Raw genomic sequence first — 14,231 nt, 5'->3', positions numbered from 1 at the left:
GCGCTGGATTTTGCCGGTCTGTGTCTTGGGCAACGCAGCAATGAACTTCACAGATCGCGGATATTTGTAGGGCGCGATCGTCGCTTTGACATGGTCCTGCAGACGCTTGATGGTCATCGCGTCAGGTGCCACACCTTGCACCAACACAACATGCGCCTCGACGATCTGGCCGCGTTCGGCATCCTCAGCGCCGATCACAGCGCATTCGGCGACGTCCGGGTGCGCCAGCAGCGCTGCCTCGACCTCGGGGCCGGCGATGTTATAGCCGGCGCTGACGATCATGTCGTCGGAGCGGGCGGCGAAATGGAAGAAGCCGTCCTCGTCCTGGGTGAAGGTGTCGCCGGTGAGATTCCAGCCGTCGCGAACATATTCCTTCTGCCTGTCGTCAGCCATGTAGCGACAGCCGGTCGGCCCGCGCACCGCAAGCCTGCCAGTCGAGCCTCGCGGCACCTCACGCATCTCGTCATCGACAATGCGTGCCTCGTAGCCGCCCACCGGCTTGCCGGTAGACGCCGGCTTCATGTCATCGAAGCGGTTGGAGATGAAGATGTGCAGCATTTCGGTGGCGCCGATGCCGTCGAGGATCGGCTTGCCGGTCTTTTGCGTCCACTCCTGGAAGACCGGAGCGGGCAAGGTCTCGCCAGCCGAAACGGCGACGCGCAGCGATGACAGGTCGGCACCTTCATCCATGGCCTTCAGCATGGCGCGATAGGCGGTCGGCGCTGTGAAGGAGATAGTTGCTTTGTAGGTCTCGATGATGTGGATCATGTTGGGCGGCGTCGCCTGTTCGAGCAGCGTCGCCGCCGCACCGAAGCGCAGGGGAAAAATGGCGAGGCCGCCGAGGCCAAAGGTGAAAGCCAACGGCGGCGACCCGACAAAGATGTCATCCGGCGTCACCTGTAGGATTTCGCGGGCATAGGCGTCGGCGATGATCAGAAGGTCGCGGTGGAAATGCATCGTTGCCTTCGGCACGCCTGTCGTGCCCGAGGTGAAGCCGAGCAGCGCGACGTCGTCGCGGCCAGTGTTGACGGCGCTGAAAACGACCGACTTGTCGAGAGCCGCCCGATCAAGTTCGGCATCATGGTTGGCGGTGCCGTCGAATCCGATGACCTGCTTGAGGAACGCGCTGTCCTTGGCGCAAGCGGTCATCTCGTCCATCAGCCTGGTGTCGCAAAGCGCGATCGTGATTTCCGCCTTGTCGACGATCTTGGCGAGCTCGCCGGCGCGCAGCATCGGCATGGTGTTGACGACCACGGCGCCGACCTTGGTGGCGGCCAGCCAGCAGGCGACCATGGCGGGGTTGTTGGCCGAGCGGATCAGCACCCGGTTGCCCGGCTTGACACCATAATTCTCGACCAGCGCGTGGGCCAGCCTGTTCGTCCAGTCGGACAGTTCCTTGTAGGTGCGGCGGCGGCCATTGCCGATCAGCGCGGTGTGGTCACCCAGGCCCTTCTCGACCAGCCTGTCGGTGAGTTCGACGCCGGCGTTGAGATGTTCGGGATAGTCGAAACCGTCTAGCAGGAAGTCCGGACATTGCTCCGGCGGCGGCAGGTGATCGCGCGTGAACGTGTCGATATGCGCTGAAGGCCCAAGCATGTCGCCGCTATCCTGTCTGCTGCCTGGCCAGTGCGCGAGGCGCCTGGCTTGTTGGGGTGGATCTCAAGGTCCTGCTTTTGAAGAGGTTTTCGTGCTGCCAGTCGCACCTTGCTCGACGCCATCCGAAAGGGTGGACATTGCAGGTTTTGGCAGCACAGCGGACCTCCCATAGTCGGCTGTTCGTGACGGCAGGATCGCACCAGTCGAAATTTGTTTCAAGCCTAAAATGTTTTTGCCATGGAGCATTGACGCATGGCGTGGCGGTGGCCATTGCTAGCGCAGAAACGATGCCGTTTTGGGGGAGGATGCCGATGCCTAGACATCGCATTGCCGATTGGGACAATGCCTATGCCAACAGCGCGAACATCGCCGGCAGCGACCGCTGGCCGACCGCGTGGGTGGAGCCGGCGGAAGCGTTTCGTGACGCGCTTTCGTCAGAGGGCCGGGCACGGCTCGACATCACCTATGGCGGCGGACGGCGCAATCGCCTTGATCTTTTCCTACCCAGTGCCACGCCCAAGGGATTGGTGGTGTTCATCCATGGCGGTTACTGGATGGCGTTCGACAAGAGTTTCTGGTCGCATCTCGCCAACGGTGCCGTCAGCAGCGGCTTTGCCGTGGCGATGCCCTCCTACACGCTCTGCCCCGAAATCCGCATCGCCGGCATCGTCCAGGAGATCGGCGAGGCGATCGGCAAGGCGGCAGGACTGGTCGACGGGCCGCTGATGTTGACCGGCCATTCGGCCGGCGGACATCTCGCCAGCCGCATGGTGACGGCGACAACGCCGCTGGCGGCCGATGTGGCGCGGCGCATACGCCACGTCGTTTCGATTTCAGGCCTCCACGACCTGCGCCCGATCATGCGCACCGAGATGAACGCGACACTCGCAATCGACGAGCAGGAGGCGCTGGCCGAAAGCCCGGCGCTGTTGCGTCCCATGGATGGTGCCCGCATCACCTGTTGGGCCGGTGGTGGTGAACGCGCGGAGTTCCTTCGCCAGAACGCCTTGCTTGCCAATATCTGGACCGGCCTCGATGCCACGACCTCTTCCGTGGTCGAGCCCGACCGGCACCATTACAGCATCGTCGACGGCCTTGCCGATCCGGCCCATCCACTGACCCGGACCTTGATCTCGGAATAGCGCCGAGTCCATTTTCGGCTTGTCGTCAATGGCTTGCTTGGCGAATCTTCAGCGTAACATCAGCACGCTGCAGGCTTCGCCAGCGTCCGCTGCGGGGGCAAACGGTGCCCGCACGATCAGCCCGTTGGCATCAGCCAGCATTCTTAGCATCGAAGAATCCTGTATGCCGAACGGCGTCGCCACCGGCCCGCCGTCATCGTCCCGGACCACCGCCCGCACATAGTCCTGGCGCAAATCATTGGCCGGCATTGCAGCGCCCAGTCGCGCCGGACGAATGTCCTGGCGGTGTTCGCGGCCGCCAAGTCGCGCCAGCAGTGGCTTCAGGAACAACTGCGAGCAGACCAGGCTTGCCACCGGATTGCCGGGCAGGCCGATGCATCTGATGTCGCCGAGGCGGCCGAACATCAGCGGCTTGCCGGGGCGCATGGCGATCTTCCAGAAGCCGAGCGTCATGCCTTCGCCGGTCAGCACGTCGTGGATCAGGTCATGGTCGCCGACCGAGGCGCCACCCAGCGTGACGATGACGTCCGCGCCGGCCGCGACCGCTTTCCGCACCAGCGCGGCGATGGCCTCCTTGCGGTCGGCGGCAATGCCGAGATCGAGCGCACGAGCGCCGACCGACTGCGCCGCCGCGGCGACACCATAGGCATTGGACGAGATGATCTGGTCCTGCCCGAGTTCGCTGCCGGGCGGCAACAATTCGTCGCCGGTGGCGATGATGGCGACCAGCGGCCGTTTCACCACGTTGACCCGTGGATGGTTGGCCGACGCCGCCAGCGACAATGCCGCCGGATCGAGCACGCGGCCTTTTTCCAGCAGGACGTCGCCTTTCGAGAAGTCGAGGCCGACGCGGCGGATGTTGCGCCACTCCGCCGTCCGTTCGATGACTTCGACGTCACCACCACCGAGGTCGCGGACATTCTCCTGGATGACGATGGTGTCGGCGCCTTCGGGCAGCGGCGCACCGGTGAAGATACGCACAGCCTGTGCCTTGCCGACCGTGCCGTCAAAGCCGCGCCCGGCAGGTGCCATGCCGATCACGGAAAGTCTCGACGGCACCGATGCCACATCGACGGCACGCGCCGCGTAGCCGTCCATGGCGGAAGCGTTGAATGGCGGCTGTGTGCGCAGCGCTGCGACCGGTTCGGCCAGCACGCGATCAATAGCCTCGAACAACGGAACGCTTTCGCCCGCCAAAGGTGCTGCACCCTCAAGCAAGCGTTCGAGCGCCTCGGCGACCGGAACCAGCGCCATCAGGCGTCCACTTTGTAGTCGCCCGACTTGCCGCCGGTCTTTTCGACCAATCGGATGCCGGAGATGACCATGGCGCGGTCCACCGCTTTGGCCATGTCGTAGATGGTGAGGCAGGCAACCGAAGCGGCGGTCAACGCTTCCATCTCGACGCCCGTCTTGCCGGTGACACGCGCCAGGGCGGTGACCTTCAGGCCCGGCAAAGCATGGTCGGGCTCGATGTCGACGGAAACCTTCGTCAGGAGCAGCGGGTGGCAGAGCGGGATCAGCTCATGCGCTTTCTTCGCCGCCATGACGCCGGCGATACGCGCAGTGCCAAGCACATCGCCCTTCTTGGCGTTGCCTTCGAGAATCATGGTCAGCGTCTCGGGCTGCATCGCGACAAAACCCTCGGCGATTGCGGTACGCGTCGTCTCTGCCTTGTCGCCGACATCGACCATGTTGGCCTCGCCCTGCGCGCCGAGATGGGTGAGGGCGGCCGCCATCGTCAGACGGCCTCGGCCGGCGCCTTGCCCGTCAGAAGCAGGCGCGTCGCCGTGGTGACGTCCTGTTGCCGCATCAGGCTTTCGCCGACAAGGAAGGTGCCGATGCCGCTCTTTTGCATTCTGAGGCAATCGTCATGCGAGAAAATGCCGCTTTCGCTGACCAGCAGGCGGTCGGCCGGTACCATCGACGCCAGCCGCTCGGAGGTTTCGAGACTGGTCTCGAATGTCCTGAGATTGCGGTTGTTGATGCCGATCAGCCGCGACGACAGTTTTAGCGCGCGCTGCGTCTCGGCTTCGTCGTGCACTTCGATCAGCGCATCCATGCCGAGTTCTAACGCCGTCGATTCGAGGTCGCGGGCCAAAGCATCGTCGACGCTGGCCATGATGATCAGGATGGCGTCCGCGCCCCAGGCGCGGGCTTCGTAGACCTGGTATGGGTCGAACAGAAAATCCTTGCGCAAAGCGGGCAGGGCGACGGCGGCTCGCGCCCTGGTGAGAAATTCAGGCGCGCCCTGGAATGACGGCGCGTCGGTCAGCACCGAAAGACAGGCGGCGCCGCCTTTCGCATAGGCCTGCGCCAATGCCGGCGGGTCAAAATCGGCGCGGATCAGGCCCTTGGAGGGGCTTGCCTTCTTGATCTCGGCGATCAGCGCGAAGGCGCCGGATTTGCGCTTGGTCTCGAGCGCGGCAAGAAAGCCGCGCGGCGCCTCGGCATGTTTAGCCCGCGCCTTGATCTCGGCCAGCGGTACGCGTGCCTTTGCCGCCGCGATCTCGTCGCGCTTGTAGGCCTCGATCTTGCGAAGAATGTCAGACACGCTCTACCCGTTCGAAATCTCGATCAGCCGGTCAAGCACCTGCAGCGCGCGGCCACTGTCGATGGCTTGCGCGGCGAGCGCGATGCCGTCGCCAAGTGTCGTCGCCTTGCCGGCAACCACAAGCCCGGCGCCGGCATTCATCAACACGGTGTCGCGATAGGCGCCGGCAGCGCCACTCAGCATATCGCGCAATGCGTCGGCGTTGTAGGCTGCGTCGCCGCCGCGCAATTCATCCTTGGTGTGGCGCTCCAGCCCGACAGCTTCGGGGGTCAGCGTGAAGCTGCGGATCTCACCGCCGATCAGCTCGGCGACATGGGTCTCGCCGGTGGTGGTGATCTCGTCATAGCCATCGCCATGGGCAACCCAGGCATGCTCGGCACCCAGCGCTTTCAGCGTCTCGGCCACCGGCAGGATCCATTCCGGCAGGAACACACCGACCATCTGACGCTTGACGCCAGCCGGGTTGGAGAGGGGCCCAAGCAGGTTGAAGATGGTGCGGGTGCCGAGTTCGACGCGGGTCGGGCCGACATGCTTCATCGCCGGATGGTGTGCGGGCGCGAACATGAAGCCGACGCCCGCCTCATGGATGCAGCGGCCGATGAATTCGGGCGAGATATCGATCTTGACCCCGAGCGCGACCAGCACGTCGGCGGCCCCTGTCAGCGACGACAGCCCGCGATTGCCGTGCTTGGCAACCGGCACGCCGCTGCCGGCAATAACAAACGCCGAGCCCGTCGAGATGTTGACGCTGTGGGAATTGTCACCGCCGGTGCCGACGATATCGATGGCGCCGGCGGGCGCCTCGACGCGCAGCATCTTGGCGCGCATGGTGGCGACGGCGCCGGAAATCTCGCTCACTGTCTCGCCGCGCACGCGCAGCGCCATCAGGAAGCCACCGATCTGGCCGGGCGTTGCGTCGCCCGACATGATGATGTCGAAAGCCTCGCGCGCTTCCTCGAAGGAAAGCGCGCTTCCGGTCGCGACCTTGGCGATATGGGTTTTCAGCGCGCTCATCTTGTCGAGGCTTGGGCGACGGCGGCCTGGTCGATGCGAACGTCGAATTGCGTCTGCAACTGCGCCACCAACTGGTCGAGCAGATCGTCCGACATGCCGGAGGTGAAGGATTTCTGTGCGTCTTCCGGCACGGAGCTGGCGTCAGCTCCGGCAGGCTCGAACACTTCGGCGACCTTGTACAGGATCTGTCCGTCTCCGGTGGGCGAGGGGATCAGCCCGGTGCCGCCTTCGCCGACGCCGAACATCGCTGCGGCGCCCTCCTTGCCGAAGTCGACATCGTCGGCCTCGCGCTTGACGCCGCGTTTGGTCTGCTTTTCCAGCTTCAGTTCGCCGGCGATAACGTCGAGCGTTGCGCCGGCCTTGAGCCGCTTTTCGAGTTCGCCTGCCTTGGCGGTGAGGCGCTTGGTTGTTTCGGCGGCGGTCCAGTCGGCGACGACTTTCTGGCGAGCCTCGTCCAGTGTGCGGTCGCGAGCCGGTGTGATGGAAGCCACTTCGTAGAAAACGAAACCGTTGTCCGCCGTGGTCAAAGCGTCGTTTTCCGTGTTGGGTTCAGCGTCGAAGACAGCCTTGATCAATTCCGGCGATTGCGGCAGGTCCTTGACGATGCTTGCGTCAGGTCTCAGGCCACTGCGATCGATGGCGTCGATGGTGACGATCTTCAGCTTCAACTTGGTGGCGGCGTCGGCCAGCGAGCCGCCAGCGGCCCGGGTGTCTTCGTAATTGTCGCGCACGTCCAGAAGGATGCGACTTGCCTCGCCCAGCGCCAGATCCTTGCGGATCTGGTCGGACACTTCGGTCAGCGGCTTCACCACCTGGGGCTTGATTTCGGTGACGCGCAGCAGCACCGGACCGAAGGCGCCCTGCACGACCGGGCTGACTTCATTCGCATTGAGTGCGAAGGCCGCGTCGGCGACCGCCTTGTCGGCGATCTTGTCCTTGGCCAGCGTGCCGAGCAACGTATCGGCCGGGGTCTTGCCTTCCGCCGTGACAAGCTTGTCGAAGGTGGCGCCGGCCTTGAGCGAATCCAGCGCGGCCTTGGCCGCGTCAGGCGTCTTGAACACAAGCTGCTCGATGGTGCGCAGCTCCGGCGTCGTGTAGCGCGCCTTGTTCTTGTTGTAGTCGTCGCTGACCTGTTGGTCGGTGACGGCGGTCGTATCCATGATGTCGACCGGTTCGAGGCGGACATACGAGAATTTGCGGTATTCTGGTGCCGCGTACGTCTTCTTGTTGGCGTCGAAATAGGCCGAGAGCACGCTGTCGGACGGCGCCCCGATCGGCTCGACCAAGGCCTTGGGCAGCGTCAAATAGTCGATGGTGCGGTCTTCGCCGCGATAGAGCGCGACCGCCTTGAAGAAAGTATCCGGCGCCTTGAGGCCATCCGAGACCGCCTCGACGATCTGCTGGCGCACCGCCACCTGGGCACGGTTCTTCAGATAATCGGCAGGCCGCATGCCAATCTGCTGCAACATATATTCGAAGGTTCGCCTGTCGAACTGGCCGCCAGGACCCTTGAAGGCCGGATCTTCGCGTGTCAGCTCGGCCAGCCGGTCCTTGGAGAGGCCGAGGCCCAGCTTGCGGGCCTGTTCGTCGAGAACGGCTCCCGAGACGAGCTGCGCCAGTACCTGGTTGTCGATACCGAGCGCCTTTGCCTGTTCGTGGGTGAGACGCTGGCCGAATTGCTGCGACATGACGGAGAGCTGGCGGTCATAGGCGAGACGGTATTCGTTGATCGACACCTTGGTGCCGCCGGCGAAAATAACCGAATYGTGGCCGGCGAAACCGCCCATCAGCCGTCCGGAAATGCCCCAGACCAAAAAGCTGAGCACCAGCAACACTAGTAGACCCTTCGCGACCCAGGTACCCGCCGCGCTTCTCAATACACCAAGCATCGTTACTTCCGATTTATGCGCATTTTCGCATGCGCCGAGTCTGAAACAAGCGCAATAGCGCCCTTCCGGTCCACTGTCGATTGCTTTGTGGCCTGATTTTGGTAGTGAGGGCCAGAGCCTGATATCGCCCGGAGAAGCAACCCATGACGCCAGGAATTCGCCCGCTCGTCGCCGGCAACTGGAAAATGAACGGCACCACTGCCTCGCTCAACGAGCTCAGGATGATCGGCAACGGTTTCATGAGTGGGCTCGATGCGGAGACCGAAGCGCTGGTTTGCGTTCCCGCAACCCTGCTTGCCCACGCAGCCGAGATTCTGTCACGCACGCCGGTCCACGCCGGCGGCGAGGATTGCCACACCAAGGAAAGCGGCGCCTACACCGGCTGCATCTCGGCGGAAATGCTGAAGGATGCCGGCGCGAGCCATGTCATCGTCGGCCATTCCGAGTGCCGCGAGCAACGCGGTGAGGATGACGCGACGGTCCAGGCCAAGGCTTCAGCCGCCTGGCGCGCCGGGCTTGTGGCCATCATTTGCATTGGCGAAACGCAGCAGCAGCGTGAAGCGGGCGCCACGCTCGATGTGCTGTCGCGGCAGGTCGCCGGCTCGGTACCGCCAAGCGCCACCCCGTCCAACACCATCATTGCCTATGAGCCAGTGTGGGCGATCGGCACCGGCCTGACGCCGACCGCCGCCGACGTGGCCGAAGCACATGCACATATCCGCGAAAAGCTGTCGGAAAAACTCGACAGCGTCGCGGCCAAGATGCGCATTCTCTATGGCGGCTCGGTCAAGCCTTCCAACGCGGTCGAACTGCTCGGCGTCAGGAATGTCGACGGCGCGCTGGTCGGTGGCGCCAGCCTGAAAGCGGCGGACTTCCTTGCCATCGCCGAGGCTTATCGCAGCATCGCCTAGGGGTGGACAGCGCCGGAAATCGTTGCAAAGGGAGCGTTGCTTCCCATATTCCGGCCACGGGCTTGGAAATGCCATCAAAGCATTGTATTGAGCCGCCTCCAATTCACCGGTCGGTCCGCGACCGGGCAAGGCCTTGCCAGGATAAACTATGGAAACCGTACTGATCGTCATCCATCTCATGGTCGTGCTCGCCCTTGTCGGCGTGGTGCTGCTGCAGCGCTCCGAAGGCGGCGGTCTTGGCATCGGCGGCGGGTCCGGCTTCATGACCGCGCGCGGTGCGGCCAACGCGCTGACGCGTGCGACGGCGATCCTGGCCGCCGCCTTCTTCGCCACGTCGCTGACACTGTCGATCGTCGCCCGCTACGGCGAGAAGCCGATCGACATCCTCGACCGCGTGCCCGCGACATCTGACGGCGCCGGCAAGGGTGTGCTCAACCAATTGCCCGGCACGACCACTCCGGCGCCCGCCGGCAACACCGCGCCGAAGCCGCCGTCCGGCAACGATGCCGCGGCAACGCCTCCGGCGACTGCCCCGGCCATGGCGCCCGCCGCCGGCTCGACTCAGCCCGCGACCAACGGCACCACGCCCGCTGCACCGGCGACCCCGCAGGTCCCGAACCAGTAGTCTCCAGCGCCTGAAGCCGCGATCTGTTGTCGTTTGAACACAGTCGCGGCAAATGCAGCACGATCACGAAGAATCGAGTGCTTGCAATGTGGCGTTACCCTTGAGGCGTCCGCGCTTATTCGACTATAGATTGCGCGCGGCATTTCCGGCGCCCTTGGGGGGCGCTGAGTGACGCCGTGGGCAACAAGCATAGAACGATCGGATCTTCGCCATGCAGCTTCGCAGCTTCATTTTCATGGGACTCTGCGCCGTACTCGGCATGAGTTCCCCGGCTTTCGCCGGCATGCCGGCCAATATGGCCGCAAATCAATCGGCTGAAACAACCAGTGCCATCAACGTCGCCGTCAAGAGTGATGCGGCGCAATTGAAGCTTCTCAAGAAGAAGAAAAGCCCGACACCGGACGATCTCGCCCAGATCAAGAAGATCGAGGCCAAGATCGTTGCCGACAAGGAAGCGGCCAAGGCCAAGGCGCTGGAAGCCAGGAAGCTGGCGATGCGCGAAGCGGCCAAGGCCAAGGCCGAGGCGGAACGGCAAGCGTTCCTCGCCAAGAGGGGCAAGACCGCTTCGGCAACCGAAGTGGCCGACGCCAAGCCTGCCAAGAAGACCGTCAACATCATCGAGCCGATTGCGCCGATCGAACCGATCCAGTCGGCTGAGCCACTCCCCGCCGAAGCGATGAACGTCGCTTTGACCGGAAACAATGGCGAGCTGCGCAGCGAAGTCATCGGCAAGAAGCAGTCGAGCGGCGGCCTGTTCGCCGGCCTCTTCGGCGGCAGCTCTTCGTCTTCGGTCTCATATCTCCCCGAGACACGTGCGCTGGACCAGGCTCTCGCCAAGAAGGAAGCCAAGAAGCAGTTCAAGGTGAAGCCGGAGTTTGTGCCGCAGGACGTGGAATTCACCGGCTACGACGCCGGCACCATTGTCATCGACACCAGCGCTCGCCGCCTCTACCTCGTCGAATCGTCTTCCACCGCTCGCCGCTACGCCATTGCGGTCGGCCGCGAAGGCTTGCAGTTCAAGGGCACGGTCGCGGTCGGCGACAAGCAGGAATGGCCGCGCTGGATCCCGACGCTGGACATGCAGAAGCGCGAGCCGAAGCACTATGGGCAGTACAAGGACGGCATGCCCGGCGGTGGCCAGAACCCGCTGGGCGCCCGCGCCATCTATCTCTATGACGGCAAGAAAGACACGCATCTGCGAATCCACGGCACCATCGCGCCGCAGTCGATCGGAACGAGCGCCTCCAACGGCTGCTTCCGCATGATCAACGAGCACGTCATGGACCTTTACAGCCGCGTCAGGGTAGGCACCAAGGTCGTCATCATCTGACGCCAGCATCCATCATGCCGAAGGGCCGGCCTTTGCCGGCCCTTTTGTTTTGACTTGCCCCAAGCGCGTTGCGTTGAAACGGATTCAATCGACGCGCTTTAGTTCTTTGTTTTGTGCATGTCGTTGTCCCAAAAACTGCTTCGCGCTTTGGGCGACATGCATAGGGGTATCGCGCCTTCTTGGGAAAAAACCTTCGCGGCGGTTTTTTCTCTGGCGGAATCAATCCGGCCGCGTTAAGCGATGACTCCCATGGCGCGATATGTATTCATCACAGGCGGCGTGGTTTCCTCACTTGGAAAAGGCATTGCCGCAGCGGCCCTTGGGGCTCTCTTGCAGGCGCGAGGCTATCGCGCACGCATCAAAAAACTCGACCCCTACCTCAATGTCGATCCAGGCACGATGTCGCCGTACCAGCATGGCGAGGTTTTCGTCACCGATGACGGTGCGGAGACCGATCTCGATCTTGGCCACTATGAGCGCTTCACCGGCCGCTCGGCCAACCAGCAGGACAACATCACAACCGGCCGCATCTACAAGAACATCATCGAGCGCGAACGGCGCGGCGACTATCTCGGTGCCACCGTGCAGGTCATTCCGCACGTTACCGACGAGATCAAGAATTTCGTCCTCAACGGCAATGACGACTATGATTTCGTGCTGTGCGAGATCGGTGGCACGGTCGGCGACATCGAGGCGATGCCGTTCCTCGAGGCGATCCGTCAGCTTGGCAACGACCTGCCGCGCAACAACGCCGTCTACGTGCATCTGACGCTGATGCCCTACATTCCGACGGCGGGTGAGCTGAAAACCAAACCGACCCAGCATTCGGTCAAGGAACTGCGCGGCATCGGCATCGCGCCCGACATTCTGCTGGTTCGCGCCGACCGCGCCATTCCGAAGGAAGAACGCAGAAAACTGTCGCTGTTCTGCAATGTGCGCGAAAGTGCTGTGATCCAGGCGCTCGACGTGCCGCATATCTACGATGTGCCGATGGCCTATCACAAGGAAGGGCTTGATTCGGAAGTGCTGGCCGCGTTCGGCATCGATCCGGCGCCGAAGCCGCGCATGGAGCCCTGGCAGGCAGTATCCAACCGCATCCACAATCCGGAAGGCGAGGTCACCATCGCCGTGGTCGGCAAATACACCGGCCTCAAGGATGCCTACAAATCGTTGATCGAGGCGCTTTCGCATGGCGGCCTGGCCAACCACGTCAAGGTCAAGCTCGACTGGATCGAATCGGAGATCTTCGAAAAGGAAGATCCGACGCCCTGGCTGGAAAAGGTGCACGGCATCCTGGTTCCCGGCGGCTTTGGCGAGCGTGGCTCCGAAGGCAAGATCCTGGCGGCGAAGTTCGCGCGTGAACGCAAGGTGCCGTATTTCGGCATCYGTTTCGGCATGCAGATGGCTTGTATCGAGGCCGCGCGGTCGCTGGCCGGTGTCGAGCATGCCTCATCGACCGAATTCGGCCCAACCGACGAACCGGTGGTCGGGTTGATGACCGAATGGCTGAAAGGCAACATGCTGGAAAAGCGCCGGGAAACCGGTGATCTCGGCGGCACGATGCGGCTCGGCGCCTATCAGGCCGATCTCGCCAAGGGCTCCAAGATCGCCGAGATCTATGGCGATACGCAGATTTCCGAGCGCCATCGCCACCGCTACGAGGTCAATGTGGATTACAAGGAGCGGCTCGAGGATTGCGGCCTGGTGTTTGCCGGCATGTCGCCCGATGGCGTGTTGCCGGAGACGGTCGAATACCCCGACCATCCCTGGTTCATCGGCGTTCAGTATCATCCGGAACTGAAAAGCCGGCCGCTCGACCCGCATCCGCTGTTCGCCAGCTTCATCGAGGCGGCAGTGGAACAGAGCCGGCTGGTGTAACGATTACTGGCTGGCTAGAGCATGATGCCGAAAAGTGTGAAGCGGTTTTCGGACGACATCATGCCCTATCTCTTTGATTTAGAGGCGGATTCAGATTTCAGGTCGATTCGGCCTAAAATCATCCGGCTGTAGGCGATGCAGACCTACGTCGCGCTCCTCTACAGCATCATCCTGGGCGAGGGACGGCGGCTCGTCATGGTCGACCTGAAGGCGATGGCGGAAGACCTCGGCCTGAAGAATGTTCGCACCTTGGTTGCGACCGGCAACCTGGTCTTCGAGACGTCGGCAACGGCCGTCGCTGATCTGGAGCAACGGCTGGAAGCAGCCTTCGAAAAAACCTTCGGCCGGCATGTCGATATCATCGTGCGCGGTGCCGAGGACTGGCGGACGCTTGCCGCCGGCAATCCGTTCCCGGGTGAGTCCGCCGAAGCTGGCGACCAGGTGGCGGTGCGCGTGATGCGCAAACCCGCGCCCATGGATGCTGTAACGGCGCTCCAGACCTATGCCGCCGCGGACGAGAAGGTGATGTCGATCGGTGGCGACATCTGGGTTGTTTTTTCGCGTGAGAGGCCCAGTTCGCGGCTTCTGGCGGCAACGAGCCACAAACGTCTGGGTATCGGCACGTCGCGCAACTGGAACACGGTGCGCAAACTGGCCGAAATGGTCGGCGCATAGGATCCGGGGCGGCTTTGCGCCGCCCCGGACGATGCCTGTCAGGCCTTCGCGGTCTTGGCGCCAGCGCCCAAAGCCGCAGTGCGCAGCACGTAGTAGATGGTGCCGGCGATGCCAACTCCGAAGAACCAGCCATAGACACCCCACCAGGACGGCAGCCAGTTGGTGAAGTTGGGCAGGATCGACGAGAAGATGGCGCCAATGCCGGCGGCGATGAAGGCATTGACGTGCCAGCCGCCCTGGAAGCGGAACTCGCCGTCCTCGCGATAGAGTGCTTCGACGTCGACCTCACTTTTGCGGATCAGATAGTAGTCAACCATCATCACCCCAAAGATCGGTCCCATCGTCGCGCCAATGATGTTGACGAAGGAGGCGGCACTGCCTTCCCACGGCGCGAAGGGGTAGAGCACCAGCGCGATCAGCGCCGCGATATAGCCGCCCTTCTTGAAGTCGATCTGCCTGGGAAAGACGTTTGAGAAGTCGAAGGCCGGCGACACGAAGTTGGCGACGACGTTGATACCAAGCGTCGCCACGGCGAAGGTCAGGGCCGCAAGGGCTGCCAGGAACCAGCTGTCGAATTTCGCCGAGATCTGGTCGGGGTGCAGGAGCACCTCGTGATAGAC

General features: G+C 63.1%; 13 protein-coding genes. 6 read left to right on the top strand and 7 right to left on the bottom strand.

The window, feature by feature from the left end; translation table 11 throughout:
* The coding region (locus tag ACXJ7R_RS11965; protein WP_457152016.1) for an AMP-binding protein at positions 1 to 1,596 on the bottom strand (1,596 nt) is incomplete at its 3' end.
* Between the two features lie 311 nt (positions 1,597 to 1,907).
* Here ACXJ7R_RS11965 and ACXJ7R_RS11960 point away from each other — a divergent pair.
* Positions 1,908 to 2,738 carry an alpha/beta hydrolase gene (locus ACXJ7R_RS11960; protein WP_457152015.1) on the top strand — a complete coding sequence of 277 codons (831 nt, stop codon included), beginning with the start codon at positions 1,908 to 1,910 and terminating at the stop codon, positions 2,736 to 2,738.
* Between the two features lie 48 nt (positions 2,739 to 2,786).
* On the opposite strand, the gene ACXJ7R_RS11955 is transcribed toward ACXJ7R_RS11960, so the two are convergent.
* The 5 genes from ACXJ7R_RS11955 to ACXJ7R_RS11935 are packed head-to-tail and all read right to left on the bottom strand — an operon-like array spanning position 2,787 to position 8,192.
* Positions 2,787 to 3,992, bottom strand: a complete 1,206-nt coding sequence (locus ACXJ7R_RS11955) for a molybdopterin molybdotransferase MoeA (protein ID WP_457152014.1) — start codon at positions 3,990 to 3,992, stop codon at positions 2,787 to 2,789.
* A complete protein-coding gene (gene moaC, locus ACXJ7R_RS11950) occupies positions 3,992 to 4,474 on the bottom strand; it encodes a cyclic pyranopterin monophosphate synthase MoaC (protein WP_457152013.1) in 483 nt (160 codons plus the stop codon). Before moaC ends, ACXJ7R_RS11955 begins: the two co-directional genes overlap by 1 nt.
* A gap of 2 nt (positions 4,475 to 4,476) precedes the next feature.
* A complete protein-coding gene (trpC, locus tag ACXJ7R_RS11945) occupies positions 4,477 to 5,289 on the bottom strand; it encodes an indole-3-glycerol phosphate synthase TrpC (RefSeq protein ID WP_457152012.1) in 813 nt (270 codons plus the stop codon).
* Positions 5,290 to 5,292: 3 nt separating this feature from the next.
* Entirely contained in the window at positions 5,293 to 6,303 is a 1,011-nt protein-coding gene (trpD, locus tag ACXJ7R_RS11940; RefSeq protein ID WP_457152011.1) for an anthranilate phosphoribosyltransferase, read from the bottom strand.
* Positions 6,300 to 8,192, bottom strand: a complete 1,893-nt coding sequence (locus ACXJ7R_RS11935; protein WP_457152010.1) for a SurA N-terminal domain-containing protein — start codon at positions 8,190 to 8,192, stop codon at positions 6,300 to 6,302. Before ACXJ7R_RS11935 ends, trpD begins: the two co-directional genes overlap by 4 nt.
* A gap of 143 nt (positions 8,193 to 8,335) precedes the next feature.
* On the opposite strand from ACXJ7R_RS11935, the gene tpiA reads away from it, so the two are divergent.
* From tpiA to ACXJ7R_RS11910, 5 genes are all read left to right on the top strand, one after another.
* The gene (gene tpiA / locus ACXJ7R_RS11930; RefSeq protein WP_457152009.1) at positions 8,336 to 9,103 is read left to right on the top strand and encodes a triose-phosphate isomerase; all 768 of its coding nucleotides are present in this window, start codon (positions 8,336 to 8,338) and stop codon (positions 9,101 to 9,103) included.
* Between the two features lie 148 nt (positions 9,104 to 9,251).
* Positions 9,252 to 9,728, top strand: a complete 477-nt coding sequence (gene secG, locus ACXJ7R_RS11925; protein WP_457152008.1) for a preprotein translocase subunit SecG — start codon at positions 9,252 to 9,254, stop codon at positions 9,726 to 9,728.
* A gap of 211 nt (positions 9,729 to 9,939) precedes the next feature.
* Complete coding sequence (locus tag ACXJ7R_RS11920; RefSeq protein ID WP_095081393.1) at positions 9,940 to 11,058, top strand: L,D-transpeptidase; 1,119 nt, start codon at positions 9,940 to 9,942, stop codon at positions 11,056 to 11,058.
* A gap of 240 nt (positions 11,059 to 11,298) precedes the next feature.
* Complete coding sequence (locus ACXJ7R_RS11915) at positions 11,299 to 12,936, top strand: CTP synthase (protein WP_457152007.1); 1,638 nt, start codon at positions 11,299 to 11,301, stop codon at positions 12,934 to 12,936.
* A 135-nt stretch (positions 12,937 to 13,071) separates the two neighbouring features.
* Positions 13,072 to 13,611 carry a DUF1697 domain-containing protein gene (locus tag ACXJ7R_RS11910; protein WP_457152006.1) on the top strand — a complete coding sequence of 180 codons (540 nt, stop codon included), beginning with the start codon at positions 13,072 to 13,074 and terminating at the stop codon, positions 13,609 to 13,611.
* A 38-nt stretch (positions 13,612 to 13,649) separates the two neighbouring features.
* Here the strand turns inward: ACXJ7R_RS11910 and ACXJ7R_RS11905 are convergent.
* Positions 13,650 to 14,231 (bottom strand): cytosine permease (locus ACXJ7R_RS11905; protein WP_457152005.1); only part of this gene is annotated, 582 nt, incomplete at its 5' end.

Source organism: Mesorhizobium sp. P5_C1 (genome assembly GCF_054049815.1).
Note: the sequence above shows the minus strand (reverse complement) of the source record. Positions and strands in the feature narration are given on the sequence as shown.